The organism is Bacteroides sp. A1C1 (assembly GCF_004328515.1).
In the GTDB taxonomy this organism is placed as follows: domain Bacteria; phylum Bacteroidota; class Bacteroidia; order Bacteroidales; family Bacteroidaceae; genus Bacteroides; species Bacteroides uniformis.
In genome coordinates, this window is sequence record NZ_CP036491.1 from 3,549,879 (window position 1) to 3,574,127 (window position 24,249).

Annotated in this window: 24 protein-coding genes and 2 pseudogenes; 9 read left to right on the forward strand and 17 right to left on the reverse strand. The window is 44.4% G+C overall.

The annotated features are described in order from the left end of the window. Positions 1-33: 33 nt before the first annotated feature. On the reverse strand, positions 34-1,470 hold the full coding sequence (gene nhaC / locus EYA81_RS14595; protein WP_117600703.1) for a Na+/H+ antiporter NhaC: 1,437 nt from the start codon (positions 1,468-1,470) through the stop codon (positions 34-36). A gap of 168 nt (positions 1,471-1,638) precedes the next feature. After that, positions 1,639-2,814, reverse strand: coding sequence for an MFS transporter (locus EYA81_RS14600; RefSeq protein ID WP_117600704.1), 1,176 nt, complete (start codon positions 2,812-2,814; stop codon positions 1,639-1,641). 823 nt (positions 2,815-3,637) lie between these two features. Between EYA81_RS14600 and EYA81_RS19690 the strand changes: the two genes are divergently transcribed. Next, entirely contained in the window at positions 3,638-3,940 is a 303-nt protein-coding gene (locus tag EYA81_RS19690) for a hypothetical protein (protein WP_226791135.1), read from the forward strand. 383 nt (positions 3,941-4,323) lie between these two features. Continuing rightward, positions 4,324-4,590 (forward strand): helix-turn-helix domain-containing protein, encoded by a 267-nt coding sequence (locus EYA81_RS19695; RefSeq protein WP_226791137.1) that lies wholly within the window; start codon positions 4,324-4,326, stop codon positions 4,588-4,590. Positions 4,591-4,910: 320 nt separating this feature from the next. Here the strand turns inward: EYA81_RS19695 and EYA81_RS14610 are convergent, their stop codons facing one another. Beyond that, positions 4,911-5,921 (reverse strand): kinase, encoded by a 1,011-nt coding sequence (locus EYA81_RS14610; protein WP_117966796.1) that lies wholly within the window; start codon positions 5,919-5,921, stop codon positions 4,911-4,913. A gap of 230 nt (positions 5,922-6,151) precedes the next feature. Beyond that, positions 6,152-6,295 (reverse strand): annotated as a pseudogene (locus tag EYA81_RS19700) (mobilization protein); the annotation flags it as partial. 259 nt (positions 6,296-6,554) lie between these two features. Here EYA81_RS19700 and EYA81_RS14620 point away from each other — a divergent pair. The 5 genes and pseudogenes from EYA81_RS14620 (at position 6,555) to EYA81_RS14635 (ending at position 10,410) form a co-directional block, all read left to right on the forward strand. Then, positions 6,555-7,463, forward strand: coding sequence for an IS1595-like element ISBbi1 family transposase (locus EYA81_RS14620; protein WP_005807145.1), 909 nt, complete (start codon positions 6,555-6,557; stop codon positions 7,461-7,463). A 71-nt stretch (positions 7,464-7,534) separates the two neighbouring features. After that, complete coding sequence (gene sul2, locus EYA81_RS14625) at positions 7,535-8,350, forward strand: sulfonamide-resistant dihydropteroate synthase Sul2 (RefSeq protein WP_001043260.1); 816 nt, start codon at positions 7,535-7,537, stop codon at positions 8,348-8,350. 1 nt (position 8,351) lies between these two features. Then, positions 8,352-8,852 (forward strand): annotated as a pseudogene (locus tag EYA81_RS14630) (IS1595-like element ISBbi1 family transposase); the annotation flags it as partial. A 117-nt stretch (positions 8,853-8,969) separates the two neighbouring features. After that, on the forward strand, positions 8,970-9,467 hold the full coding sequence (locus tag EYA81_RS19705; protein WP_242672386.1) for a hypothetical protein: 498 nt from the start codon (positions 8,970-8,972) through the stop codon (positions 9,465-9,467). Then, positions 9,439-10,410 (forward strand): hypothetical protein, encoded by a 972-nt coding sequence (locus EYA81_RS14635; RefSeq protein ID WP_242672387.1) that lies wholly within the window; start codon positions 9,439-9,441, stop codon positions 10,408-10,410. Before EYA81_RS19705 ends, EYA81_RS14635 begins: the two co-directional genes overlap by 29 nt. A 50-nt stretch (positions 10,411-10,460) precedes the next feature. On the opposite strand, the gene EYA81_RS14640 is transcribed toward EYA81_RS14635, so the two are convergent. The 7 genes from EYA81_RS14640 to EYA81_RS14670 all read right to left on the reverse strand — a co-directional run bounded on the left by EYA81_RS14640 (position 10,461) and on the right by EYA81_RS14670 (position 18,407). Then, on the reverse strand, positions 10,461-11,567 hold the full coding sequence (locus EYA81_RS14640; protein WP_035449428.1) for a site-specific integrase: 1,107 nt from the start codon (positions 11,565-11,567) through the stop codon (positions 10,461-10,463). 92 nt (positions 11,568-11,659) lie between these two features. Beyond that, positions 11,660-12,565, reverse strand: a complete 906-nt coding sequence (locus tag EYA81_RS14645) for a helix-turn-helix domain-containing protein (protein WP_035449426.1) — start codon at positions 12,563-12,565, stop codon at positions 11,660-11,662. Between the two features lie 251 nt (positions 12,566-12,816). Next, positions 12,817-14,211: a tRNA uridine-5-carboxymethylaminomethyl(34) synthesis GTPase MnmE gene (gene mnmE, locus EYA81_RS14650; protein WP_117600761.1), complete on the reverse strand. Its 1,395-nt coding sequence runs from the start codon at positions 14,209-14,211 to the stop codon at positions 12,817-12,819. A 262-nt stretch (positions 14,212-14,473) separates the two neighbouring features. Continuing rightward, complete coding sequence (locus EYA81_RS14655) at positions 14,474-15,352, reverse strand: nucleoside phosphorylase (RefSeq protein ID WP_117600718.1); 879 nt, start codon at positions 15,350-15,352, stop codon at positions 14,474-14,476. A 95-nt stretch (positions 15,353-15,447) separates the two neighbouring features. Beyond that, positions 15,448-16,449: a flotillin-like protein FloA gene (floA, locus tag EYA81_RS14660; RefSeq protein ID WP_005826863.1), complete on the reverse strand. Its 1,002-nt coding sequence runs from the start codon at positions 16,447-16,449 to the stop codon at positions 15,448-15,450. Between the two features lie 48 nt (positions 16,450-16,497). Beyond that, a complete protein-coding gene (locus tag EYA81_RS14665; protein ID WP_117600719.1) occupies positions 16,498-16,968 on the reverse strand; it encodes an NfeD family protein in 471 nt (156 codons plus the stop codon). A gap of 8 nt (positions 16,969-16,976) precedes the next feature. Beyond that, entirely contained in the window at positions 16,977-18,407 is a 1,431-nt protein-coding gene (locus EYA81_RS14670; protein ID WP_117600762.1) for a M48 family metallopeptidase, read from the reverse strand. A gap of 180 nt (positions 18,408-18,587) precedes the next feature. On the opposite strand from EYA81_RS14670, the gene EYA81_RS14675 reads away from it, so the two are divergent. Together EYA81_RS14675 and EYA81_RS14680 are read left to right on the forward strand one after the other, a co-directional pair. After that, the gene (locus EYA81_RS14675) at positions 18,588-19,337 is read left to right on the forward strand and encodes an ATP-binding protein (protein WP_117600720.1); all 750 of its coding nucleotides are present in this window, start codon (positions 18,588-18,590) and stop codon (positions 19,335-19,337) included. A gap of 21 nt (positions 19,338-19,358) precedes the next feature. Beyond that, a complete protein-coding gene (locus EYA81_RS14680; protein ID WP_005826856.1) occupies positions 19,359-19,727 on the forward strand; it encodes a DMT family protein in 369 nt (122 codons plus the stop codon). 21 nt (positions 19,728-19,748) lie between these two features. Here EYA81_RS14680 and EYA81_RS14685 read toward each other — a convergent pair whose 3' ends face one another. The 6 genes from EYA81_RS14685 to EYA81_RS14710 are packed head-to-tail and all read right to left on the reverse strand — an operon-like array spanning position 19,749 to position 24,156. After that, positions 19,749-20,765 carry an FAD:protein FMN transferase gene (locus tag EYA81_RS14685; RefSeq protein WP_117600721.1) on the reverse strand — a complete coding sequence of 339 codons (1,017 nt, stop codon included), beginning with the start codon at positions 20,763-20,765 and terminating at the stop codon, positions 19,749-19,751. A gap of 26 nt (positions 20,766-20,791) precedes the next feature. Next, complete coding sequence (locus EYA81_RS14690; RefSeq protein ID WP_117600722.1) at positions 20,792-21,370, reverse strand: manganese efflux pump MntP family protein; 579 nt, start codon at positions 21,368-21,370, stop codon at positions 20,792-20,794. A 7-nt stretch (positions 21,371-21,377) separates the two neighbouring features. Beyond that, positions 21,378-22,145 carry a DUF6048 family protein gene (locus EYA81_RS14695; RefSeq protein WP_008663768.1) on the reverse strand — a complete coding sequence of 256 codons (768 nt, stop codon included), beginning with the start codon at positions 22,143-22,145 and terminating at the stop codon, positions 21,378-21,380. Continuing rightward, positions 22,114-22,599 (reverse strand): DUF6452 family protein, encoded by a 486-nt coding sequence (locus EYA81_RS14700; RefSeq protein ID WP_005835917.1) that lies wholly within the window; start codon positions 22,597-22,599, stop codon positions 22,114-22,116. Before EYA81_RS14700 ends, EYA81_RS14695 begins: the two co-directional genes overlap by 32 nt. 2 nt (positions 22,600-22,601) lie before the next feature. Next, positions 22,602-23,555: a glycosyltransferase family 2 protein gene (locus EYA81_RS14705; protein ID WP_016273343.1), complete on the reverse strand. Its 954-nt coding sequence runs from the start codon at positions 23,553-23,555 to the stop codon at positions 22,602-22,604. A gap of 55 nt (positions 23,556-23,610) precedes the next feature. Continuing rightward, a complete protein-coding gene (locus EYA81_RS14710; RefSeq protein ID WP_025831900.1) occupies positions 23,611-24,156 on the reverse strand; it encodes a DUF4199 domain-containing protein in 546 nt (181 codons plus the stop codon). Positions 24,157-24,249 lie beyond the last annotated feature (93 nt).

The following is a 24,249-nucleotide window of genomic DNA, read 5'->3' on the forward strand; positions in this document are numbered from 1 at the left end:
TTGTTCGTTATAAGTTTATTGCAAGAACAATGCCTATCCAGGATTGTTCACCGGTTTTTTAATTATTTTATATCCGATAGCAGCAATAAAGATACTCATTACCGGACTGATAAGGTTGAAGAAGCAATAGGGAAGGTAGGTCAGTGTGGGTACACTCAAAATGGTGGCTTGCGTCATGCCGCAGGTGTTCCATGGGATAAGCGGGGAGGTGACGGTAACGGCATCTTCTGTGGTACGGCTAAGTAGCCGGCTTTCGTAGCCTTTCTTTGCGTAAACGTTGCTGAACATGTTTCCGGTGAGGATAATGCTGATGTACTGGTCTGCCGTGGCAAGGTTCAGGAACAATCCGGAACATACGGTGGATGCTACTATGCTGGCTGTGTTCTTCATGAAGCGGACGAATAGGGAAGTGATGCTTCCCAGCATGCCGCTTGCCGTCATGGCTCCGCCAAAACACATGGCGCAGATGATGAGCCAGATGGTATTCATCATTCCTGCCATACCTCGTGTGGCAATCAGTTCTGTCAACATGTCACTGTCAGTTTGTAGACTGGTACTGCCATAGAATGTCATCATTATCCCTTTGAACATATTCCCACCTTCCGCTATCTCATTCAGTAGTCCCGGTTGGAAGATGAAGGCGAATATCCCTGCCAGCAGAGTGGAGAGAAAGAGTGTGATGACGGAAGGCACTCTCCGGGCAATCAGTATTCCCGTAATCACGGGAACAGCCAGTAACCAGGGAGTAATGTTGAATTTGGCGTCCAATGCTGCCGTAAATTCCGCGATCTGTTGTGTATTGTTCGTTTCGTGTGTGAGTCCCATTACTGTAAAGATGACAAGGGTGATGAGGAGAGAGGGGACGGTGGTAATCATCATATAGCGGATATGGCTGAATAGCGGTGTGTCCGTTACGGATGAGGCAAGGACTGTGGTATCCGATAACGGTGAAATTTTGTCTCCGAAATAAGCTCCTGAAATGATGGCACCGGCTATCCATCCCTCTTCAAAACCTTGTGCCTTACCTATGCCCAAAAGGGCGATACCGATGGTGGCGATAGTGGTCCATGAACTTCCCGTCATTACTGATACCAATGCACAAATAATGCAGGTAGAAGCAAGGAAGAAATTCGGATGGATAATTTGCATACCATAATATATAAGGGTAGGTACCACCCCACTTATCATCCATGTGCCGCTCAAAGCACCGATAATCAATAGAATAATGATAGCTGTGGCAACACCTGAAATGTTGTTGGTGATGGCAAGTTCATAATCTTTCCAAGGGATGCGGTAGAAAGCCATGCCGATAAAGACACACATGCCAGTGGTGGCAAGCAGGGAAATCTGGCTTCCTCCACTCAAGGCGTCACTTCCGAAAGTATGGATGGTGGCGAACAGCATTCCTATGAGAAAAGCGATGGGAAATAGAGAAACGAGTGGAGAGGGTATTTTCTTTGCTGAATTCATTGGGTTGTTTTTGACTATGCTTGGTTGACAAATCTATTATCAATCTGCCGTTTATAGTTTGATGCGGCAAAGGTATAACAATTCTGTTTAATATCTTTCTTATCCTCTGTATGACAAATAAAAATTATCAAATCTTTGCGTTTGCTTGGAAAAATGATAGTATCCTTGTTATTTCTTGCTGTAAAGGGTGATGGACAACGATATTATTGTCAAAATAACGCCGGTGCCGACCACGCCACTCCATCCCCAAGTCTGCCAACTACTTCCTGCAAGGAAGGTACCCAAAGAGCCGCCGATAAAGTAAGTGGTCATGAAAATCGTATTTACCCGATTGGAGGCAGATGGGCAGATGTCGAAAATACTGGTCTGGTTGCTGAGTTGGATACATTGCATGCCTATGTCTATAAGAATGACACCGGTAATGATACCTGCATAGTTGTTTCCGCAGAAAAAGAGCGAGCCCCATGCAAGCAGAATCATTCCGCAACCGATAAAGTTGAAATTGCGTATGCCTATCTTTTTTACATATTTTCCTACAAAAGATGCGGTTAAGGCTCCGGCAATACCGCAGAGCCCTAGTATGCCGATGACGTCGCTGGATGCATGGAACGGGGCTTCTCCCATTTTGAATGCAAGGCAGGACCACATGGCAAGGAATGAGCCAAAGGCCAGTCCCGCACGTATCGAGTAGATTCGTAGAGAGGGGTATTCTCTTACTAATGAGAAAAGAGACTTCATCAGCCCGGAATATTTGCCTTGGAAAGTCGGTTGTATGTCTGGTAGTACCTTTAATACAACGATGGCGCATAGTAACATCATTCCGGCGGCGATGAAGTACATTTCACGCCAGCCAAGCACTTCACCCACAAATCCGCTGACAACACGTGATGCAAGTATTCCAGTCAGTAATCCTGAGATGACGACACCTACATTCCGTCCCTTGTTTTCGGGGCGTGAGAATTGCGAGGCAATCGGTACAAATATTTGGGGTATCATGGAGCAGATGCCGGTGATGAGTGATGCTGCCCAGATGATGTAGATGTTCGGTGCCAGGGCAATGGCTAGAAGGGAAAGTATGAGTAGGAAGAAATTCGTCAGGATGATATTCTTGCGTCTATAGAGGTCTCCTAATGGAACGATGAACAATAATCCCAGCGCATATCCGATTTGTGTAACCATGGCAATGAGGTTCGTTTTGAATTCAGAAACTCTCAATTCATGCCGCATGATATTAAGCAGGGGTTGGTTGTAATATAAGTTGGCTACGGACACGCCAGCTACGATGGCAAGTGTCCAGAGTATATGTGCCGGTAATCCTCCGTTTTCTTTCAAGTCTCGTTTCATGCTGCAAAGATAATGTCTTTCTGTTTCATGGGCAAGATATGTGAGTATGATAAGAATATGTGTGAAGTGGTATCATCTTTTTAATCTTTCCGTTTGTTATACTATTATTTTGTTTGAAAATAATTGATTGGGGCTATCTTGGATAAGCAGAATATTGTATTGGTACTTAAAAATACGTTGGGTATGGAAAATGAATGGTTTAGAGAGTTGCTGGGTATGAAATGCAGGTGGACGGAATGTAGGCTCTGCTAGCAAACGAGGGTTGGTAAGGTGAATTTGATGATTCAAGGAACCTGCCGTTCCTCCATTAGACCGCCTCCTGATGACATACTTGGGATTATCCTGCTATTGACTGAAAACTCGGGTATATATTAGTAGGAATCATTATTACTTAAATTTATAATAGTATGAAACATTTATCGATAATAATAATAGTAGTGTCATTATTCATTTTCCTGCTGTCCATCGGCGTATATCATAAGGTTCCCTGGTCTGTTCTGCCAATAGTGGCTAGTGGAATCTGTATATTATGTTGGCTTTTGTTCCATTTGCTCTGTATCAGTGAAGAAAGAGATTTACTGAAAGAGGGAAATCAGTATTTCATTGATACCTTTCAAAACATACGTAATCCCATTTCTTTGATTAAGACACCGTTAGGGGCAGTTACGAAGGAGACTGTCCGGAAGACATAAAGAAGGAACTGGCTGTTGCACTTCATCATATAGGCGGGTTGGAGCAGCACTTGATAGCGTTAATGGAGTTGAAACGACTATTTGGCAATTCTAGTAGCCTGGTAGTTGCAGAACATGAAATCGGCGCATTTATGAGGAAGAAAGTGTCTTTTTTACAGTCTCATGTGGCCGGGTTGCAGATGAAGCTGGATTTGGTTCCGGATTTTGACTATGCAAGCGCTTGGTTTGATCCGGGAAAGATATCTCCGGTTGACCGGTTTGTATTGAGTGCCATCGAGTGTTCTCTGCCGGAAACGCACCTCTCGATGCAGGTTTTGTTGAAGGGGGATTACTGGGCAATCAAGATTAAGGACACAGGCAACAAGCGATTTTTGAAATGTTGCAGATGGTACTCGTCGCGGCTTCCTATTCTGCGACCTCTGCATGGCAAGTAGTATGGCATGGGCGGTGTGTTTTTTGACAAGTTGATGAATATGTGTGACGGGAAAATACTGACTTTGGAAAAGGAGGCTCTGTTTCGATTTCCCATAAGATGTTCGTGTGCGGTTTCGGGGGGTGTATACATTCTTAAATATTCCGGACACTTTTCAGGTGAATGAGTCGGAAATGGTTTTCCATGGTTTCTCGAAGAAAAAAATATGGATTAGACCTTTAGTGATACTTGCGGATAATGACAAGGGATTCAGGGATTATCTTGAGAAACGTTTATCGGAATGTTTTGTAGTGAGGAGCTTTGATGACGGTCAGGAAGCATTGGAGGTAATATGTGAAGAGTATCCGGATTTGGTGATTTTTGAATGAAGTGAAGCTTTACATTATGGAGAATATGGATAAAGAGGATTTGACAGTAGATGATATTGCCTCCAGGATGTGCATGAGCCGGATAACCTTTTATAATAAGTGGAAGTTGTTGATGGGAGAAGCACCCAAATATTTGATTTCGAGAATCAGGATGGAGAAGGCACGGGAACTTTTGGAAAGCGGAAAATTTTCTGTGACCGTGGTTGCTGAAATGGTGGGTATGCGAAATCTGAAAAACTTCAGTATAAGGAGTATTTTGGAAAAACACCGAAGGAGTTTATGAAAAAAGTATGATATTTACTTGAAAAAAACTTTCATAGAAAGGCTGTCACATATTAGATAATGGACAGCCTTTGTTTTGAAATGGGAGATAGGAAAACTGAACATCCTAAGCTAGCTATAAAGGAAAATCTCTCATCGTTTTCGCTTTGGGGATAACTGGGTATATATGATTAGCTTTACTTGCTGATGCAAAATTTGAAAATTAAATAGTCATATTGTTGTATGATAGATAGTTATTACATAAAATACACTCTTTTAAGCAACAAACAAGCAACAAAACTTCTCTAAATTGCATAGATGATATTTTGTTTCTGAAGATATTCATTGCCTTCTCAATCTTTTATCAACTAAAGCCAGATATTTTAATCCCGTTTGATCTATTATATTTTCAGGTTTTTCAATTTTACATGCTGAATGGATAGCATTTAGGAAGCCGGGGATACCTAAAACAGGACTGGCTAGTAATCCTATTCCTGCGGAAATAGTTCCACATATTGTTCCAAAAATGATATCACCTATATGGCTTTCATTCATCCTTGCGGATAGTTCTTCTTTAGCCATTTTCATATCCTCAAGAGTTATTTTGAATAATGGTGATTCCGGAGTAATTGTTGGATTTAGAACTAATAGTTCTACTTTGTTACTGAATGCTTTTAATAAATCACGGTACTTATCTTTAAATTTTCTAAGATTGATCAAATCTATTTGTTTAGGATATGGTATCAGATTCTTGAGTATCAAATCTCTCTTATATTGTCTTGTTCGTAATTCAATATCTTGGTTTCGTATGTATGTTGTAGCGAAGCTATAGTCAATTTTGTCTGTAGTTGGCTGGAAATCAATTTTATTGGCAATTACTGAGGTCAAAAAAGTCATAAGTTCATTGGCAGTTTTCTTTTCTACATTATACCAATTGTTATCTATCCTTTCTGCCAATCCCATTTGAGTGAGCTCATGAAAAATCTCAAAATCAAACTTATCTACGTGTAATTTATTACCATTTTTTTTCAATGAAAATTTCTCAGGATGAATATGGCTAGTCCCGAATTTGTTATGTGAAAATCTTCGTCTTTGTATGATATCTCGGTTCTGAGTTAAATATTCCATAAACATTTTTGAAACTTCCCAAGGATGTTCAAGAACATCCATAGGATTAATTGGGTGGATTAGTTCATTTTGAATTACCTCCCGCATAAAAGGCTCATATTGTTCTGGTTCATAGAAATATTGAGTCGGTACTATAGAACTAATATTGTCATAGTAAAGCAGAGCTCGTATAGCCCAATCAGTGTTAGGCAGATTTATGTATGGATAGTATAACAGATTGTTCATGGTTTTCAGAATTATTTATGTACAAATATAACAAAATATGATAATTAGTTTACTTTTTTACAATGCGATTACATTTGTTTTGTTGCTCAAATATTTCTAAGTAACAAAATAAGATTGTATATTATTGTTGTTTGGCGTTAATTAGTCGATTTATACCTATTTATACTCCTGGATGGTTTTGATTTTAAAAGGTGTAAGTGGTCGATTGTTAGTGTATTATGTAGCTTATTTACCGTTGCAAAAAATGCAACTGTACTACTGAAGTCATCAATACCTTTTGATAAAACAAATTGGCGGATTAAAATACCAAAGACTAGAATGACTCCAAACACCAAGGAATAAAGTGCTATATATTCTGCTTTTTTCTGATTCATGATGATATTTGCTAATTGTTCAGCTACAAATATATAGGATTATTTTTTCAAAAAATCAATAGTATTGGCCTACTATGGCCTTTTGACAATAGATTTCATCAAAAGACATAATATTACACACTAATAATCAATGAATTGTAATTATTTCAATTTTTAATGAGACTTTTATAAGAACTATACTAATTCCTGATAAAATTATCTGATTCTCCGCAAACACACCTAATATTTTTAGTATATTAGCGCTCAAAAAGCAGGGATTATGAACATATTCAGTTTTACGGCTCATTTCGGTTCGGAGGAAGATTGTCGTTTGCATTTCAAGGAGCAGCGTGATAAGGAAGGGGTTGTCTGCAAGCGATGCGGGGGCACTTCCCATTATTGGTTACAGGGTAAATGGAGTTATGAATGCAAAGGTTGCCGTTTCCGCACCTCGTTGCGCAGCGGTACGATCATGGAGAGCTCCAAGCTGCCGTTTCTGGTGTGGTACAAAACGATGTTCCTGATGAGTTGCACAAAAAAGGGATTCTCCACCAACGAACTCCAGAAGCAATTAGGATTGAAGCGTTACGAACCGGTATGGGCGATGGTACACAAACTCCGCAGGGCGATGGGCAACCGGGATGCAAGGTATACACTGGAAGGGATGATAGAACTGGATGAGGGTTACTTTTCGGTGGCCAGTAAGGAAATCGAGCGAGGCAAGGGTACACGTGGCCGGGGAGCCGAGGGAAAGCAGAACGTTGCGGTGATGGCCGAAAGCACCCCGTTGGAAGATATCGAAACGGGCAAAAAGGAGAAGCATGTGCGTTATTTCAAGGCCAGGGTACTGGATAGCCATCAAAGTGAAGGAATCAACGGCGTGGTCAGGGACTGCATGGAGGATGATGCCATCGTATTTTCGGACAAAAGCACTTCTTACGTTGACATCTCCGATCTGGTGGAATTGCACGTCACCGAGAAATCAGACGCCAAAACCACCAAGGAAACACTCAAATGGGTGCATATCGCAATCAGTAATGCAAAACGGACATTGCTGGGCAACTACCATAAAATCAAAAGGAAATACTTACAGTTGTATCTCAACGAGTTTATTTACAAATTAAACAGACGGTATTTTGGAGACAAACTCTTTGACAGACTAGTAATTGCGAATATAACAGGTGCATAAACGGATAATCAGAATCTTTAAACATCCTAATTAACTACCTGCGGATTTTAGGTATTATTATAGAAGCCCCCATGAATAAATCGCTCATCATTTTCGGCATCGTCAACATAACCTCGGACAGTTTCTCCGATGGAGGCCGGTATCTGGCGCCAGACGCAGCCATTGCGCAGGCGCGTAAGCTGATGGCCGAGGGGGCAGATGTGATCGACCTCGGTCCGGCATCCAGCAATCCCGACGCCGCGCCTGTTTCGTCCGACACAGAAATCGCGCGTATCGCGCCGGTGCTGGACGCGCTCAAGGCAGATGGCATTCCCGTCTCGCTCGACAGTTATCAACCCGCGACGCAAGCCTATGCCTTGTCGCGTGGTGTGGCCTATCTCAATGATATTCGCGGTTTTCCAGACGCTGCGTTCTATCCGCAATTGGCGAAATCATCTGCCAAACTCGTCGTTATGCATTCGGTGCAAGACGGGCAGGCAGATCGGCGCGAGGCACCCGCTGGCGACATCATGGATCACATTGCGGCGTTCTTTGACGCGCGCATCGCGGCGCTGACGGGTGCCGGTATCAAACGCAACCGCCTTGTCCTTGATCCCGGCATGGGGTTTTTTCTGGGGGCTGCTCCCGAAACCTCGCTCTCGGTGCTGGCGCGGTTCGATGAATTGCGGCTGCGCTTCGATTTGCCGGTGCTTCTGTCTGTTTCGCGCAAATCCTTTCTGCGCGCGCTCACAGGCCGTGGTCCGGGGGATGTCGGGGCCGCGACACTCGCTGCAGAGCTTGCCGCCGCCGCAGGTGGAGCTGACTTCATCCGCACACACGAGCCGCGCCCCTTGCGCGACGGGCTGGCGGTATTGGCGGCGCTGAAAGAAACCGCAAGAATTCGTTAACTTTTCGGTGGCCAGTAAGGAAATCGAGCGAGGCAAGGGTACACGTGGCCGGGGAGCCGAGGGAAAGCAGAACGTTGCGGTGATGGCCGAAAGCACCCCGTTGGAAGATATCGAAACGGGCAAAAAGGAGAAGCATGTGCGTTATTTCAAGGCCAGGGTACTGGATAGCCATCAAAGTGAAGGAATCAACGGCGTGGTCAGGGACTGCATGGAGGATGATGCCATCGTATTTTCGGACAAAAGCACTTCTTACGTTGACATCTCCGATCTGGTGGAATTGCACGTCACCGAGAAATCAGACGCCAAAACCACCAAGGAAACACTCAAATGGGTGCATATCGCAATCAGTAATGCAAAACGGACATTGCTGGGCAACTACCATAAAATCAAAAGGAAATACTTACAGTTGTATCTCAACGAGTTTATTTACAAATTAAACAGACGGTATTTTGGAGACAAACTCTTTGACAGACTAGTAATTGCGAATATAACAGGTGCATAAACGGATAATCAGATAAAATTATTATTCTAATATTCGATTAGAGATAATATTTCTTTTGTTAGATGCTAATGTTTGGCTATAATTTAGTATCTTTATGAAACTATAAAATAGAATTATATGGCAAATCATTATAGTACATATTTCAATATTACGCATGAAGATTTAGTTAATAGAGGTGTATATAATGCATTTCTAGATAAGGATTCATTACTCCATATAGATCCATTATTATTAAAAGATTGTACAATTCCTGAATTTAAAAATGCTTATGAAGATTTTCTTCAATATTTTAGAGGTTTTGTTGCATTAACTAATGCAGCTAGAAGTAAATCGACTAAAGATAAATTTTTTAAAAGGATTGTAGATAGATACACATTAAAAGAAATTTCAAATACTGGATTAGGTTATTCAACGGGAAATACACGTGGAAGAGGTATAAGTGGAGCCTTGTCTATTCAATTAGCAGAAAGCACATACGATATTATAAAAGCAGGAATGACAGATCCTGAGATCTTTTGTCTGATGCAATTAATTGAGGATAATATGGGGCCGGATAGAATCAGTGATATGACTATTTCTATTTTACATGAACATTTTCTTGCATATACCCATTAGTGCAGAATTGAAACTGCCGACAAAACTATATAGATATTCATACGATTTATCGTTCAATGTACCATTTTATCAAAATAAACCAATACTATTTATTCCGACACAGTTCTTATGCGATTTACCATATGCTATAGACTATGATGATATAGATAGAGTTTGTGATTACAATAATAGATTGAAACAGAAAATAGCAAGTATTATAGGTGTTTGTTGGACAGAATGTCTTAAATATAAGAAATCTGATTGGAAATCTTTAATTTGCAACAATAGAGATTGCTATGATGTTGCAATTGAGTATTTTAAGAAAATTAAGGGAATACCATATGATTTTAATGAAGATAGAAAAGGACAATATAAAGATATATTACTGGCTGAATTATTAAGTAAAGTCCCATTTTTATGCAATATTGAAAAATCTAAAAACATAAAAGAAGAGGTTTATGAACTTTCATTAGCAATGTGTAATCAATTTAAAAGACTTGTAGAAGATTTGCGTCTATCAGAGCTATTATATCGCAAAGGTAGAAAACCAGATGAAACTGATTGGCAACTAATGTTATTTATGGTGGCAGACACGTATAGAAATGCTGGACAATTTGATGTTGCTATTTCTCGCGAGTCTAACCCTGGAGTTGGAGAACTTGATTTTCAAATAACACGTGGTGCAAAAGCAAATACAGTTGTGGAAATTAAACGTTCATGTAATAAAGATTTAATGCATGGATATCGGACGCAATTAGCTGCATATATGAAAGCTGAACAAGCTACAAGTGGTATTTTTATGGTTATTGTTGAGGATGACTCTATTGATTATATAAAAGCCCAATTAAATGAGGTCAAAAAAGATATGATTGATAAAGGAGAATACATTCCTAAAGTTATATTTATTAATGGGAAACATCAGCCATCTGCCAGTGCCCCCAGTTATAAAAATCCGACATTATAAATATAATGAGAAGGGAGTGTATGGTTTATAACAACACACTCCCTTTTAAATTATTTCAACGAAATCTTATTCGCCGTCTCTCGCTTCTTGGAGTTAACCAAATCAGCATAAATTTGTGTCGTGGTGACATTCTTATGCGTCAACATCTTCGATACTGTGTAAATGTCTGTGCCTAAAGAGATTTGGATGACCGCATACGAGTGCCTAAAGCAGTGGAAGGTTATGTGTTTTCTGATTCCGGCTTCGGCAATCCATTGTTTCAAGGGATGATGAGTCATGGAGCGGGTTAAGCCTTTGAAGACTTTTCCGGTGCCCCATTCGCCACACAACTCCAGTGCCTCTTGACTAATGGGGAGGGTAGCCTCGGTTTCTGTCTTTTCGGTGCAGATACGGATATAGTAACCTTGATCCGGGCCAACCTCAAAATCACGCCAGTCCAGCTTCAGAATATCACTGATACGGAGACCGGTCATACAAGCGAATAGGGAGGCTTGTTTTAAGACTGGAATCTTGCATGGCGTAGCCGCCAGTTTTTTGACTTCATCAAGTGTCAGATACTCTTTCTTGACCTCTTTCCATTCGATTTTTTCCAGAAAGTCGTTCAAGTTCTCACGCAACATCTTCTCTTTATAGGCTATTTTTAATAAGGCACGGAACGTCGAATAATAGCCAGCTGCCGAATTTCGTGAGATATAAGCATTGGGATGATTGATTTGTTTGCATTTGAGCAGGTAATCCCTGAACTTCTCGCACAGTTCCACGGTGACATCGCCAAAGGTACATTTGCCGCCGACAAATTTCTCAAAGTGATTGTAAACACAATCCCATTTCTCATACTTTTCCCGTGCCTTTGTCCGGAAGTAGGCGAGGAAATCTACCTTTTGCTTGTTCTTGTCCAGGAACCCGAATTCTTCATTGATAAGCGACTGGACACGGATACAGCGGATGGCCTCTGCCTTATTCAGCATATCCTGATTGAACATTCTTTGCTGCTCGTTCTTGGGCTTGGCATAGATGTAAATGCCGAGGAATTCCCGGCGACTCATCTTCATCGTGTAAGGATTGCGAATGGCCGGATAATAATCCAGATAAAGAGATATGCGGTCGTTACGCAATGGCTTTTGTCTCAAAGTTACGTTGGTGCATGTAAGTGTCATAGCTATATTGTTTTTTGATTAATACTTGTTTTTGTTGCAAATAAAATAGGTGTTCTAATGGTGATGTTTATCACCGGAAAATAACTTTCGACTCATTCTATCTTTGGAGGCTCAAAGAACTTGTCCAGCTCTGCCCGCAGGATCTTGGTATATTTACCGACCTTGATACGGGGAATATTATGGTATTTCACATAATGGTAGAGTTGATCTCGTGTCAGATTGAATCGCTCCATCGCTTCGGCAATGGTGTAGTATTTGGGCTCTTCTGGGGCAATGAGACCTTTGGCAATGTCCACATGCTTTTTGGAGTAGTACACCATGATGCCGACCTTCTTCTTGGGAATGGCATTCTTTGAAACAAAAGAATAGATGGCCGTCAGTGTCATACCGAACTTCTCCTGTATGTCTTGCGTGCTGTACCATTCCTTGATTTCAGGATCGGGAGCTTTCTTTGCAAAGTAGTCATCAATATGCTTTTTGCTCCAATAGGTTTTACCACGGTGAAAGGTTCGTGGAATATTATGTTCCTTAGCGATATGAAATATCCAGGAATCCTTTACGCCATACTTCTCCTTGACTTCGGCGGTGGTGTAGAAATCATTAATGGAAGGTTTGTCTCTTACCGGAATCTTAAATTCTATAGGCTTATTGAATAAGTTATCAATATCTTCCTTTTTCAATAGAAATTTATATCCAAGTCGAGAGGCTTTTAATTCACCTCTTTTCAGATAGCCATAAAGAGTAGGTCGGGTTACGCCTATGTATGTGGCAGCTTCTGTGATAGTAAGAATAGGCTTGTCTCTGATCTTCTCAATCGGCTTTTCCTTGATGACTTTTTCGACAATTTGGTTGTTAGCCTTAATAGAAGCTTCACGTTTCTTCTGTTTATACAGAAGGTTTGCACATCTGTGCGAACAACAGGTTGTAGTCATTTTATGCGCAATGAATTCTTGCTTGCACCACGCACAGATTCGTCTGATTTCAATGTTGCTACTCATGTTATTTCTCCTTATTTCTCCAATATTTTTGTATAACTCCGTAAAATCCCGTAAAATGGCGTAAAAGTTCTCCACGACCTTGCCAACGATAATCCTCAGATTTTCGTGGTGAGGTACACAAGAGGTACAAAAAATGGCGTAAAAAGGCTTAGCAACGATTATCAACGATACTTGTGCAACAAAAAAGGCGCCCCATAAAGAGCGCCATATTAATCGATTACAATCAATTTAATTCATTGATAATCAGATAGTTACTTGCCGATGCAAAAATGTTCAAAAATATTCCCAAGTACCATGTCGTTCGTAACTTCCCCCGCAATATCGCTTAGATGGAAAATACATTCGCGGATATCTTGTGAAACAAAATCTCCGGATAGATTTTCTGCTATCCCTTGTTGGACCCGGTGGATGGCTTCCAAGGCATGGGTCAAAGCCTCGTAGTGGCGTATATTCGTGACAATGACATCGTTTTGGGTAACCGTGGGCAGGTTAGCGGCAGAGATTAGCATTTGCTGAAGCTTGTCGAGGTTGGTACGCCCTTTGGCAGAGATGGAGATGCATTGCACATTAGTAGCGGCCAGGGTGAAACTGGGGGTGAGGATGGTTGAGGCATCCTGCACCAGATCGGCCTTGTTGAATACGAGAATGAGCCGTTTCCCTTCGCAACGGGGAAGTATCTGGGCAGTTAGTTGTGGTATCCGTGAGACGGCATTCGTGGCATCAACTACCCAGAGCACGATTTCCGCCTGCTCCAATTTCTGGAAGGTTCGCTCAATTCCTAGGCTCTCGATGGTGTCGCTCGTTTCGCGTATGCCTGCCGTATCAATAAACCGGAAAGTTATCCCGCCAAGATTGACTGTGTCTTCTATCACATCTCGGGTTGTCCCGTGTATGTCGCTTACAATGGCTCGTTCCTCGTTTAGTAGTGCATTCAGCAGGGTGGATTTACCAGCATTCGTTTCGCCGATGATGGCTACGGGCACACCGTTCTTGATGGCATTGCCTACACTGAAGGATTGCACTAGACGGGAAATTACCTGCTCTATGCCGTCTGCCAGGAGACATAGCTCGGAGCGGTCGGCAAATTCCAGTTCTTCATGGTCGCTGAAGTCCAGTTCCAGTTCTATAAGTGATGTGAAGTGCAACAATTGGTTGCGTAGTGAGGTCAGCTCTTTACTGAACCCGCCGCGCATCTGGCTCATGGCGAGGCGGTGAGTGGCGGCAGAGGTGGAGGCGATGAGGTCGGCCACGGCTTCGGCTTGGCTTAGGTCCATTTTGCCACCCAAGAAGGCTCGTTGCGTGTACTCACCGGGAGCGGCCAGGCGGCAACCATTGCCGATGAGCAGTTGCAACACCTTCTGAAGAATATAGCTCGAACCGTGGCACATGATTTCTGTGCTATCCTCGCCTGTATACGAGTGGGGGGCACGGAATAAGCTGACAAGTACTTCGTCTATGATGTTTTCTTCTTCATGGATATGACCGAAGGTAAGTGTATATGGCTTGGCATCCTTCAGCTTCTTCCCCTTCCGGGCAGGGGTAAATATGCGGGATGTTATCTCTATGGCATCCAGTCCGGAGACACGGATGCATCCTATGGCTCCCCCTTGGGCGGTGGCTATGGCACAAATGGTATCTTGGTTCATTTTATCCGGCTTATTTTTATTCAGCAAAGATAATGGTTTCTTTACAAAAAAGAGAGATGACGATTCAACTTATGGGCTTTTATTGTAACTTTGTACAAATCGATAATGGATAGATGCTTATAAAGCCTAATCCGTCTCTGTGCCCATTGTGGTCATAGCAGAACATTGCTGCTATACAGACCAGCAACGGGCACGTCAAGCAGGATGTGATGAAGTCTTTACTAAACCTTACTCCCTGGACTGGCTGAAAGAGAGGGTGAACTTAGATACGGTCGAGTACTGTTTTGATAAGAGTATCTATCGTATTCTTGTATCCCGTGTTCGCTTCTTTTATCAGGCGGTTGGCAATGACCATGCATACTGTCATGGCCTTGTGCCCCATCAGACGGCTCAAGCCTGCCAGGGCAGAACTTTCCATCTCGAAGTTGGTGATGCGGTAGCTGTTGTATTCAAATTTTTCAATCTTTTCATTCTGATGCGGGTCGGCAAGCGGCACGCGTAACTCGCGTCCTTGAGGTCCGAAGAAGCCCCCGGCGGCAATCGTTACGCCACGTACCATGTCGTCTTGTGCGATGCGGTCTATCAGTTCAGCACTTGCATCAATGACGTAGGGGGCAGGGGCACACATGTTGCCGGACCATCCCATATGGTTGAGGAAGGCACGTTCCATGGGCAGGTCGCACACGGAGTTGCGTCCTGCATAGAAGTTGAGCAGACCGTCGAAACCAATGGATTTTTCAGAACATACGAATGTACCCACCGGAGTGTAGGGTTGCAAGCCTCCGCAGGTGCCGATACGTACCAGCTCAAGGCTACGTAGGCAGGGCTTTTCTTCGCGCGTCTCGAAGTCGATGTTTGCCAGGGCATCCAGTTCATTCATCACGATATCGATGTTGTCACATCCGATACCGGTGGAAACCACCGTAATACGTTTCCCTCGGTAAGTACCGGTGATAGTCTTGAACTCGCGGCTTTCCACTTCACATTCCTTGTTCTCGAAATGGGAGGCAACCAGTGCCACCCGTCCGGGGTCGCCTACCAAGATGACTTTGTCTGCCAGCCATTCGGGCTTTACGTGAAGATGAAATACAGAACCGTCTTCATTGATGATCAGTTCGGAAGAGGCGAAATATTTTTTCATTTGATAGAGTTTTTAATCTTTATGTTTATAAATAGAAACGCCGGGAGCCGATTCTTGTTCACCGGTTTCGGCGTTTCTGTCAGTTACTTTTCGAGTTATTTGCTCAACGGCTGGCTGGTATTGCCCGTCGTCGGTTTGGCAATGTTTTCGCGCATGGAAGTGTCAGCTTCTATATTCTTCATCCGGTAATAGTCCATGATACCCAGATTGCCGTTGCGGAATGCTTCGGCCATGGCTTTGGGTACTTCCGCTTCTGCCTCGATAACTTTGGCACGGGCTTCCTGGGCCTTTGCCTTCATTTCCTGCTCTGTGGCTACGGCCATGGCGCGGCGTTCCTCTGCCTTGGCTTGAGCAATGTTCTTGTCGGCATTGGCTTGGTCTATCTGCAGGGCAGCACCGATATTCTTACCTATGTCAATATCAGCAATGTCAATGGACAGAATTTCGAATGCCGTTCCGGCATCCAACCCCTTGCGTAATACCAGTTTGGAGATAGAATCCGGATTCTCTAATACAGACTTATGGTTCTCTGACGAACCGATGGAGGAGACAATGCCTTCGCCTACACGGGCCAGAATCGTGTCTTCTCCGGCACCTCCCACCAATTGGCGGATATTGGCGCGCACCGTTACACGGGCTTTGGCAATCAGCTGGATACCGTCTTTGGCAACAGCTGTCACAGGAGGGGTGTCGATTACTTTGGGGTTAACGGACATCTGTACGGCTTCGAATACGTCACGACCGGCAAGGTCGATGGCGGTTGCCATCTGGAACGGCAACTCGATATTGGCTTTAGAGGCAGATACCAATGCGTGTACCACCCGTTCTACGTGGCCTCCGGCAAGGTAGTGCGCTTCCAGTTCGTCACGTGTGATGTTTTGCAATCCTGCTTTGTGAGCTTCAATCATGCCGGGCACAATGATATAAGGAGGAACATTACGGATGCGCATCAGGAAAAGTTGTACCAGCGAGATATTTACTCCCGATACTTTGGCGGACAGCCACAAGAAGAACGGTACATAATGGAAGAAAAGTACCAGGAAGATAATGCCTCCTATAATGAGGAAGGCGGTTAAATACATTGTGCTTGGATCCATGAGATTAAATATTAATTGTTAGTTATAAATAGGTTGATTTCAGAAATTTCACTGCTTGAGCCGCTCCACTAAGAGGACTCCGTCCGCAATACGGTCTACGATAATCGGAGTCTTTTCGTTTAGGAAGCCGTCTGATGACTTTACTTCCACGATGTCTCCGTTGATTTCGGCATAGCCGATGAGGGCCAGGCGGGTAGTGGTGATGCCTACATCGCCTACCTTGACTTTTTCCTCTGCACTACGGTCTACTTTGGAGGTGATGTTTTTTTTCAATGCAATTTTGTCGAGTGTCTTGGAGCGCATGAACCATACCAACGAGCCGATACAAGCCAGGGCAGATATGATAAGCGTAATGACACCTGCCGTGGTGCCCATATAGGCAAAGGCATAGTAGTTGGCAAAGATGATGCAACCTCCTGCCAGAAAACCGGCAATACTGATGCCCGGAATTACGAATAATTCCACTAAGAACAAGATTATTGCTCCTATAATCAATGAGGCGATAATGAGTATATCCATAGTTGTCTTTATTTGGTGGCTTGCTTTTCCTGGTTGCGCACTTGAATGGCAGTCTGCTCCATCTCAGTGGACAATTGCCGTACACGTTGCTCCAGGTCGAGGATGGCGGCAGACATCTTGTCCTTTTCTTGCTTGTTGGCTCGGGAGTATTCCGAACGCATATCTTCCAGTTTCTCCTGCAGTTGTTTGTAGCTCTGCTCCAGCTGATTGTATTTGCCATACGAGGCTTTGGCCTGCGGGGAGCGGAAATCGTCCAGCTGGTAGTAGGTGGAGTGGTCGTCAATGACGAATTGAAAATCGTGCTTCTTGGTAGTCCGCGGCTTTGCGTTGGCAGCGGTCCGAAGTCTTTCTCGGGCGGCCTCTACCGCATCGGTGTCCGTCCATGTGTCCTTGATAGAGTGAAGTTGCGCCAATGATATCATCTTGTCCGGGTCCATCCCTTCGTAGTTGTACACTTGTTTGGATGAGTTGGGAATGAATACATAGATGCACACTTTGCCTTCGGGCTGGTAACGGTCGGAGGCAAACCATCCCAAGGCGTTGAATTCGTCGATGACGTACATATAGTCGTTGTAGGGCGAATTGAACGGCATGCCCACATTTTCCGGCATCAGATAGGAGTCGGTATTCGTATTGTAACGGGTGACGAAAATGTCATATTCTCCCATCGAGCCAGGGCCATCCGAAGCATAGTAGATAGTGATACCGTCTGTAAGTACATAGGGATAATCTGCATTCATGGCCTCGTTGATGCTTCCGGGCAACAAGCTGCCATCGCTCCATTTGTCCAGCAACTTGTTGCGCGAAAGGATACTGAGGGTGCTGTCCGGTTGCATTTCGCTATAATATAGCTTGTTGCCCAGCTCCGTTTCGTATACCGTTCCGCCTTCCTTACCGGAATCTTTGAAATAGGCGTCGTACATGAACAGCTTGCCCGATTCGGGGCTGATTTTGTATGCATCCAGGAAATTTTCCTTGTCTACCACAAAGCTGTCGATGAAGCAAACCTCTTCCACACCTTTCAGCATGCGCAAGTTGGATTTGCTTTTTTCCAATAATTGTTCGGCCTCTTCGGTGGAGCGTTTTCTCTTTCTCAGGTCGGAAATGTAGGTCTCATAAGTTTCGATGGCATCTTCGAACCGATATAAATCATTGTATGCCCGGGCCAAATAGAGTTGCCCGCTGGGGACACGTCTTTTGACGGCGTTTTCCAGGTGTTTCAAGGCTTCTGCGGGGTCGCCGGTTTCCAAGCAACATACACCGTACCATAGGTTGTAATTTCCATTGCCAGGTTGTGTCTTGACGAACTTTTTGAAGGCGGGCTTGGCCTCTTCGTATTCTCCCTTCTCGTACAAGGCTTTGGCTTCTGCCAGGCTTTGTGCAGAAATTGTTATGCTTAAAAGGCTGAATAGAAAGAAAAGGATATATTTTTTATTCATATTGATACATGTTTTATTCATATTGATACATGCTGATTTGTTCAGAAGGTCAAAAATACAAATTTATCGTGAATAAAGCTGGTTTCCGTAATTCTATTTTGTTAATTCTTCTTTAAATCGTTCTTTTGCCTTACTTTTGCAGCCGGAAGAGCTATAACTTATAACTCATAACTCGTATCAATGGCACAATTTGCTGAAGAAGAAAAGATGTTGCGCCGCATAGACAAGCGGTTTAGCAAAGGTGTGGTGGAATATGGACTGATAGAGGACGGCGATAAGATTCTTATCGGGCTTTCGGGAGGCAAGGACTCTTTGGCGCTGGTGGAGTTGTTGGCACGGCGTGCCCGTATCTATAAACCCCGTTTTTCCATTGTCGCCGTACATGTAGTGATGAAGAATATACCTTATCAGAGCGATGTAGACTATCTGAGGGAGTATGTAGAGTCGTGGGGAGTGCCTTTTGTTCTCTTTGAAACGGAGTTTGATGCCACGACAGATACCCGCAAGTCTCCTTGTTTTCTTTGCTCTTGGAATAGGCGGAAGGCATTGTTTACCGTAGCCAAGGAGCAGGGATGTAATAAAATTGCGTTAGGCCATCACATGGATGATATTCTGGAAACTTTGCTGATGAATATCACCTATCAGGGAGCGTTCAGCTCCATGCCTCCCCGATTGGTGATGAAGAAGTTTGATATGACGATTATCCGTCCGATGTGTCTGGTTCATGAGGCGGATTTGATGGAGTTGGCGCAAGTGAGGGGGTATCGTAAGCAGGTGAAGAATTGTCCGTATGAGTCACAATCCAGCCGTAGTACAATGAAAGGCATTCTGAAACAGTTGGAGGAAATGAATCCTGAGGCACGCTATAGTCTATGGGGGAGTATGACGAATGTGCAGGAGGAATTGCTGCCTGCAATCATAAAACATTAACCATTAATTATTAAAAAATATATGAAAGCATTTTATACCATTTTGCTATTGATTGTATCTAATATTTTCATGACGTTTGCCTGGTATGGGCATCTGAAGCTACAAGAGACAAAAGTCATCTCCAACTGGCCGTTGTATGCCGTGGTGCTGTTTTCTTGGGTAATAGCTCTGGCTGAGTATTCTTGCCAGGTTCCGGCCAATCGGATAGGCTTTTTAGGCAATGGAGGCCCGTTCTCATTGATGCAACTCAAAGTGATTCAGGAAGTAATCACTTTGATAATCTTTACGGTGTTCACAACAGTTCTTTTCAAGGGAGAAACGCTGCATTGGAATCATTTTGCCGCTTTTGTATGTCTGGTACTGGCGGTATATTTTGTATTTTATAAATGATGGGTTAATCGCATTTGCGCATTATTTCATATACTTCTCCATCCCTTTTGTTAAGAACGTTTGAAGCTTTCCTTCTTCATCCGTATAAATGAAGCAGGCGTCGATATCCGGATGTGCATCCGCCACGCGTTCTGCTTCTTCCAGCCCCATCACCATGAATGCCGTGGCATAGGCGTCTGCACTCATGCAATCTTTGGCGATGACGGTGGCTGACAAGATGCTGTGCTGTACCGGATAGCCGGTACGCGGGTCGATGGTATGCGCATATTTCTTTCCGTCTTTATAGTAGTAGTTGCGATAATTGCCCGATGTAGCCATGCCTAAATCTGTGACTTGCAGCACTGCTTGCAATTCTTGGTTCACTGCCAGTGAGTCGTCTATCGGCTTGTTCAAACCGATGCGCCAAAGTCCATTTTGAGGGTTTTGCCCGTGAACAACTACTTCTCCGCCTATATCGACCATGAAGTTGCGGATACCCTTCTTCTTCAGAAGTTGGGCTATGACATCTACTGCATATCCTTTTGCCACAGCGCTGCACGAGAGCATTATACGCGGGTCTGTTTTCACCACTTTCCCTTCATCGGACAATTTTACTTTTTCGTATCCTGTCATCTCCAGCAGGCTGTCTATCATGGCAGAGTCGGGGAAGTTACCCTTCTTGAACCCAAATCCCCAGGCATTGGCAAGAGGGGCAACGGTGATATCGAAGGCACCATCGGTCTCCCGGGAGATTTCCATGCTACGTCGGAAGACGTTGGTAAAGAATGTGTCGGGCACAATGTCCTCGTTGCGGTTGATGCGCGTAATGGTCGCCGTATCATTGAAAGGGGACAAGGAACCGTCGAAACGTTTGAGTTCCGCTTCTATCTCCGCCTTCAGATTCTGGTCACATTGATAAGTCACTTTATATACCGTACCGAATATCAGTCCGTTATCCGTTTGATAAGGAGTGACTTGGTTGTGGCGGGCAAGTATCCAGATGGTGCCCAGTACCAGTAGGGCAATCCATAAAAAATTCCGTTGTACTTTCTTTTCCATATCCTATCTGATTTTTTACTTTTTAATTAAAAGAAGAGATGCTCTATCAATATCTTGGTACCGATGATAATGAGGATAATCCCTCCCCAAAGTTCGGCGCGCAGTCTGCGGGCTATGCCACATCCGAAACGGATGCCGAACATCAGGCCGACCATCGACAAGGCGAATGATACAAAACCGATAATCCCGATGGGGGAAAGAATAGCCGAGAATTGCTTGATACCGAGGAATGCAAACGAAACACCTACCGCCAATGCATCGATGCTGGTTGCCACGGCCAGAGCGAGCACCACCTTCAGGCTGGTAGGGTCATACTCGTGCTTGCAACCTTCGTCCTTGAAGGATTCCATTATCATACGTCCGCCCAGGAAGGCAAGGATACCGAATGCAATCCAATGGTCGATACTTTCTATCAGGTGGCTGAAAAAACTGGCACCTATCCATCCCAGCAAAGGCATCAAAGCCTGGAAAAAGCCGAAGCTGACGGCCATCACCAGCATAGGGCGCAGCCGGACGCGTTTCAATATAATTCCGCTGGCTATAGAAACGGCGAAACAATCCATCGCAAGTCCTACGGCCAGTAGCCAAATCTCTAACCCTGTCATAAGTTGCTTAAAGAGGTAGTTTATAAGTTATCGTATAGGTTACTCCCATCGTGTTGGAGCCATATTTCCCGAAACCGGGCACATACCACGGGTCACCGTATTCATCGGCCGAGGCAGACAATTTGAACTTGAAGCGTAGTGACCAGCCCATGTACAATGCCTTCCAGACGTGCGCCCGGATACCGACACAAAATTCCGCCCATTGCATGGAGCCTTTCATTCCTTTATGGTTATAGGGCAGGCTGCCTCCCCATATCTCGTCGTCCAGATTCGGATTGCCTACGATGCCACCATATATCGGGTCGTCCAGTCCCAAGGCGTCTACATCATACTTGAAGCTACTAACACCGTAACGCAAGCCTACGAGTAGCATGTGTCCGTGCTGCTTCTTGTATAGCGTGTTATAGTCCATTCCTATGCGGAAGTAGGGGGCATTGCTTTTGTAGTGTATGCCTTTGTCACTCCAGGTGTCCGTGGAGCCATATCCCAGTTCGGCAATAGGGAAGAAGCGGTTCTTGAGGTTTACGTCCACGGCCACTTCGGAACTCAGGAAATCTCCTCCAAATACGGAACTTCCGATTCCCCACAAGTCCAAGCCGACGGACATGCCGTTGTATAACGGATAGTGCACTTCTTCTTTCGCGTCCTTCTTCTCCTTCTTGGGAGGTGCTCCCTGGGGGGGGACGGTAGGATTCCCGTTCTGCGCCCGTAGGGGGAGGAACATCAGCAGGCAGAGTGCCAGACTAATAGAATAACTTAAGATTTTCCTTTCCATAGATGCCTGCTTCATTGTCTTTGATGTATATCGAGTCCAGAGAGATGCGGGTGCACGTTACGTCTGTGATGGCCTGCTTCATCTGATAGCCGCAATCCATCGATAGGAAATAGGGGGTGTTGGTGTGGCGTATCACCATCGTGTCACTCTTGGTCCGGCTATACTTGAATATCAGCTTGGTGGAATCCTCCGTATAGCGCAGTGGCAGGGAGATGTCGTGTACCTTCTTCTGGTTGTTGATGATGATGGAGTCGGTGCCGTATGCTGTGACGGTGAGCGAGTCGAGCGTGTCGTTCTCCACGTATTGGGTTTCGGGGTCTACTCTATAAAGAATGCAATTCACCATGGGGCGTGCCGTCATGGAGCAATCTGCCTCCTCCGAGCAGGAGATAGCTATGCTTATTATCGGGCAAAGGATAGCTCCGAGTATGACAAGTCTGACTAATTTTTTCATCGTTAAATGGTTTTCTCTATTTGATATTTGTTTCGTTCCGGGGCATTACGTGAAATCAGCTCTCCGAGGAATCCTGCCACGAATAGTTGTGTGCCGATAATCATGGAGGTCAACGAGAGGTAGAAGTAGGGAGAGTCCGTCACAAGGCGGTAGGGCATGCCATGGTGCATGTAGTACAACTTGCTGACACCCACTATGACCACGGCTATGAAGCCGAAGATGAACATCAGCGAACCCAGCAATCCGAAAAAGTGCATGGGCTTGATGCCGAACCGGGAAAGGAACCAAAGGGAAAGCAAATCCAGATACCCGTTTACAAAACGGTTCAGCCCGAACTTGGTCTTTCCGTATTTGCGTGCCTGATGGTGCACCACTTTCTCGCCGATTTTCTTGAAGCCGGCGTTCTTGGCCAGGTAAGGGATGTAGCGGTGCATTTCGCCGTATACTTCTATATTCTTGACCACCTCTTTGCGATATGCCTTCAGTCCGCAATTAAAGTCGTGCAGGTTTTTGATGCCCGATACTTTGCGGGCGGTGGCATTGAACAATTTGGTGGGGAGGGTCTTCGACAACGGGTCGTAACGTTTCTGCTTCCAGCCCGATACGAGGTCGTAGCCCTCCTGGGTAATCATGCGGTAGAGTTCGGGTATTTCGTCGGGACTGTCCTGCAGGTCGGCGTCCATGGTTATCACGACGTCGCCTTGTGCTTGTTCGAAACCACAGAACAATGCCGGCGACTTCCCGTAGTTGCGGCGGAACTTAATGCCCCGTACCTTGTCCGGAGCTTGTGCCTGCAATTGCTCGATAACCTGCCACGAACGGTCGGTACTTCCGTCGTTAACGAAAATCACTTCGTATGAAAAGCCGTTGGCATTCATCACCCGCTCAATCCATGCGAACAATTCGGGGAGTGATTCTTCTTCATTATATAGTGGTACGACAACTGAAATATCCATTGATGTATGATTTTTCTATTTTACAATTGAAATAACAATTCTTTTTGCTGTTCCGTCACTCTGCCGGAGCGTCGTCTTTCTTGCGTCTCATCACGAACAAGGCGGTGGGGAAAGCCAGTATCGAACCCCAAAATACATTGGACGATATCATCTGTAGCGTAATGTCGATAGGGCTGAGTAGTCGGGCTGTCTCCAAAGCTTCCTGATAGGTGGCGATGTACGAATCCATTCCCGGCATGTTGCTTTGGGCAAGCGTGTCTACCATCGTTTCGCACGTGTTTATCACATATCCGTGGTCTATGAACCTGAAGTAGATGTAGTGTGCCACGGCGGCAAGCAGCGCGGCAAACATATACATGAAAACGGTGAATATCCATGCATGCAGGAAGCTGATGCCGCCTCCGCATACCTGATTACGATACATCCGTGCATAATAATATCCCATAAAAGGTACGCATAGCGTGAGTCCCATGAAAAGGAAAAGTAAAAAAGGAACCGACAGCCCCACAGGAAAGAGTATGAACTTCAATATCCAGAAACCTCCCATATAGGTACCGAACAGCATTGCGTATCGTTGCATGTAACCTCTATTTTCTGCCATCTTTCTTAGAAATAATGTGCAAAGGTACAAATATAGTTGGATTCAAGGGCAAGCCGATGTGTAGATTTTAAATAAATTAGAGGATTCTTTGCG

What these genes read in the sequence shown, in the direction of transcription:
- EYA81_RS14670 (WP_117600762.1), bottom strand. Translation starts at nt 18,407, where the DNA reads ATGAATAAAAAATATATCCTTTTCTTTCTATTCAGCCTTTTAAGCATA.
- floA (WP_005826863.1), bottom strand. Translation starts at nt 16,449, where the DNA reads ATGGATCCAAGCACAATGTATTTAACCGCCTTCCTCATTATAGGAGGC.
- nhaC (WP_117600703.1), bottom strand. Translation starts at nt 1,470, where the DNA reads ATGAATTCAGCAAAGAAAATACCCTCTCCACTCGTTTCTCTATTTCCC.
- EYA81_RS14695 (WP_008663768.1), bottom strand. Translation starts at nt 22,145, where the DNA reads ATGGAAAGGAAAATCTTAAGTTATTCTATTAGTCTGGCACTCTGCCTG.
- EYA81_RS14600 (WP_117600704.1), bottom strand. Translation starts at nt 2,814, where the DNA reads ATGAAACGAGACTTGAAAGAAAACGGAGGATTACCGGCACATATACTC.
- sul2 (WP_001043260.1), top strand. Translation starts at nt 7,535, where the DNA reads ATGAATAAATCGCTCATCATTTTCGGCATCGTCAACATAACCTCGGAC.
- EYA81_RS14680 (WP_005826856.1), top strand. Translation starts at nt 19,359, where the DNA reads ATGAAAGCATTTTATACCATTTTGCTATTGATTGTATCTAATATTTTC.
- EYA81_RS14620 (WP_005807145.1), top strand. Translation starts at nt 6,555, where the DNA reads ATGAACATATTCAGTTTTACGGCTCATTTCGGTTCGGAGGAAGATTGT.
- EYA81_RS14685 (WP_117600721.1), bottom strand. Translation starts at nt 20,765, where the DNA reads ATGGAAAAGAAAGTACAACGGAATTTTTTATGGATTGCCCTACTGGTA.
- EYA81_RS14665 (WP_117600719.1), bottom strand. Translation starts at nt 16,968, where the DNA reads ATGGATATACTCATTATCGCCTCATTGATTATAGGAGCAATAATCTTG.
- EYA81_RS19695 (WP_226791137.1), top strand. Translation starts at nt 4,324, where the DNA reads ATGGAGAATATGGATAAAGAGGATTTGACAGTAGATGATATTGCCTCC.
- EYA81_RS14640 (WP_035449428.1), bottom strand. Translation starts at nt 11,567, where the DNA reads ATGACACTTACATGCACCAACGTAACTTTGAGACAAAAGCCATTGCGT.
- EYA81_RS14700 (WP_005835917.1), bottom strand. Translation starts at nt 22,599, where the DNA reads ATGAAAAAATTAGTCAGACTTGTCATACTCGGAGCTATCCTTTGCCCG.
- EYA81_RS14610 (WP_117966796.1), bottom strand. Translation starts at nt 5,921, where the DNA reads ATGAACAATCTGTTATACTATCCATACATAAATCTGCCTAACACTGAT.
- EYA81_RS14705 (WP_016273343.1), bottom strand. Translation starts at nt 23,555, where the DNA reads ATGGATATTTCAGTTGTCGTACCACTATATAATGAAGAAGAATCACTC.
- EYA81_RS14655 (WP_117600718.1), bottom strand. Translation starts at nt 15,352, where the DNA reads ATGAAAAAATATTTCGCCTCTTCCGAACTGATCATCAATGAAGACGGT.
- EYA81_RS14635 (WP_242672387.1), top strand. Translation starts at nt 9,439, where the DNA reads ATGAACATTTTCTTGCATATACCCATTAGTGCAGAATTGAAACTGCCG.
- mnmE (WP_117600761.1), bottom strand. Translation starts at nt 14,211, where the DNA reads ATGAACCAAGATACCATTTGTGCCATAGCCACCGCCCAAGGGGGAGCC.
- EYA81_RS14690 (WP_117600722.1), bottom strand. Translation starts at nt 21,370, where the DNA reads ATGACAGGGTTAGAGATTTGGCTACTGGCCGTAGGACTTGCGATGGAT.
- EYA81_RS19705 (WP_242672386.1), top strand. Translation starts at nt 8,970, where the DNA reads ATGGCAAATCATTATAGTACATATTTCAATATTACGCATGAAGATTTA.
- EYA81_RS14675 (WP_117600720.1), top strand. Translation starts at nt 18,588, where the DNA reads ATGGCACAATTTGCTGAAGAAGAAAAGATGTTGCGCCGCATAGACAAG.
- EYA81_RS19690 (WP_226791135.1), top strand. Translation starts at nt 3,638, where the DNA reads ATGAGGAAGAAAGTGTCTTTTTTACAGTCTCATGTGGCCGGGTTGCAG.
- EYA81_RS14710 (WP_025831900.1), bottom strand. Translation starts at nt 24,156, where the DNA reads ATGGCAGAAAATAGAGGTTACATGCAACGATACGCAATGCTGTTCGGT.
- EYA81_RS14645 (WP_035449426.1), bottom strand. Translation starts at nt 12,565, where the DNA reads ATGAGTAGCAACATTGAAATCAGACGAATCTGTGCGTGGTGCAAGCAA.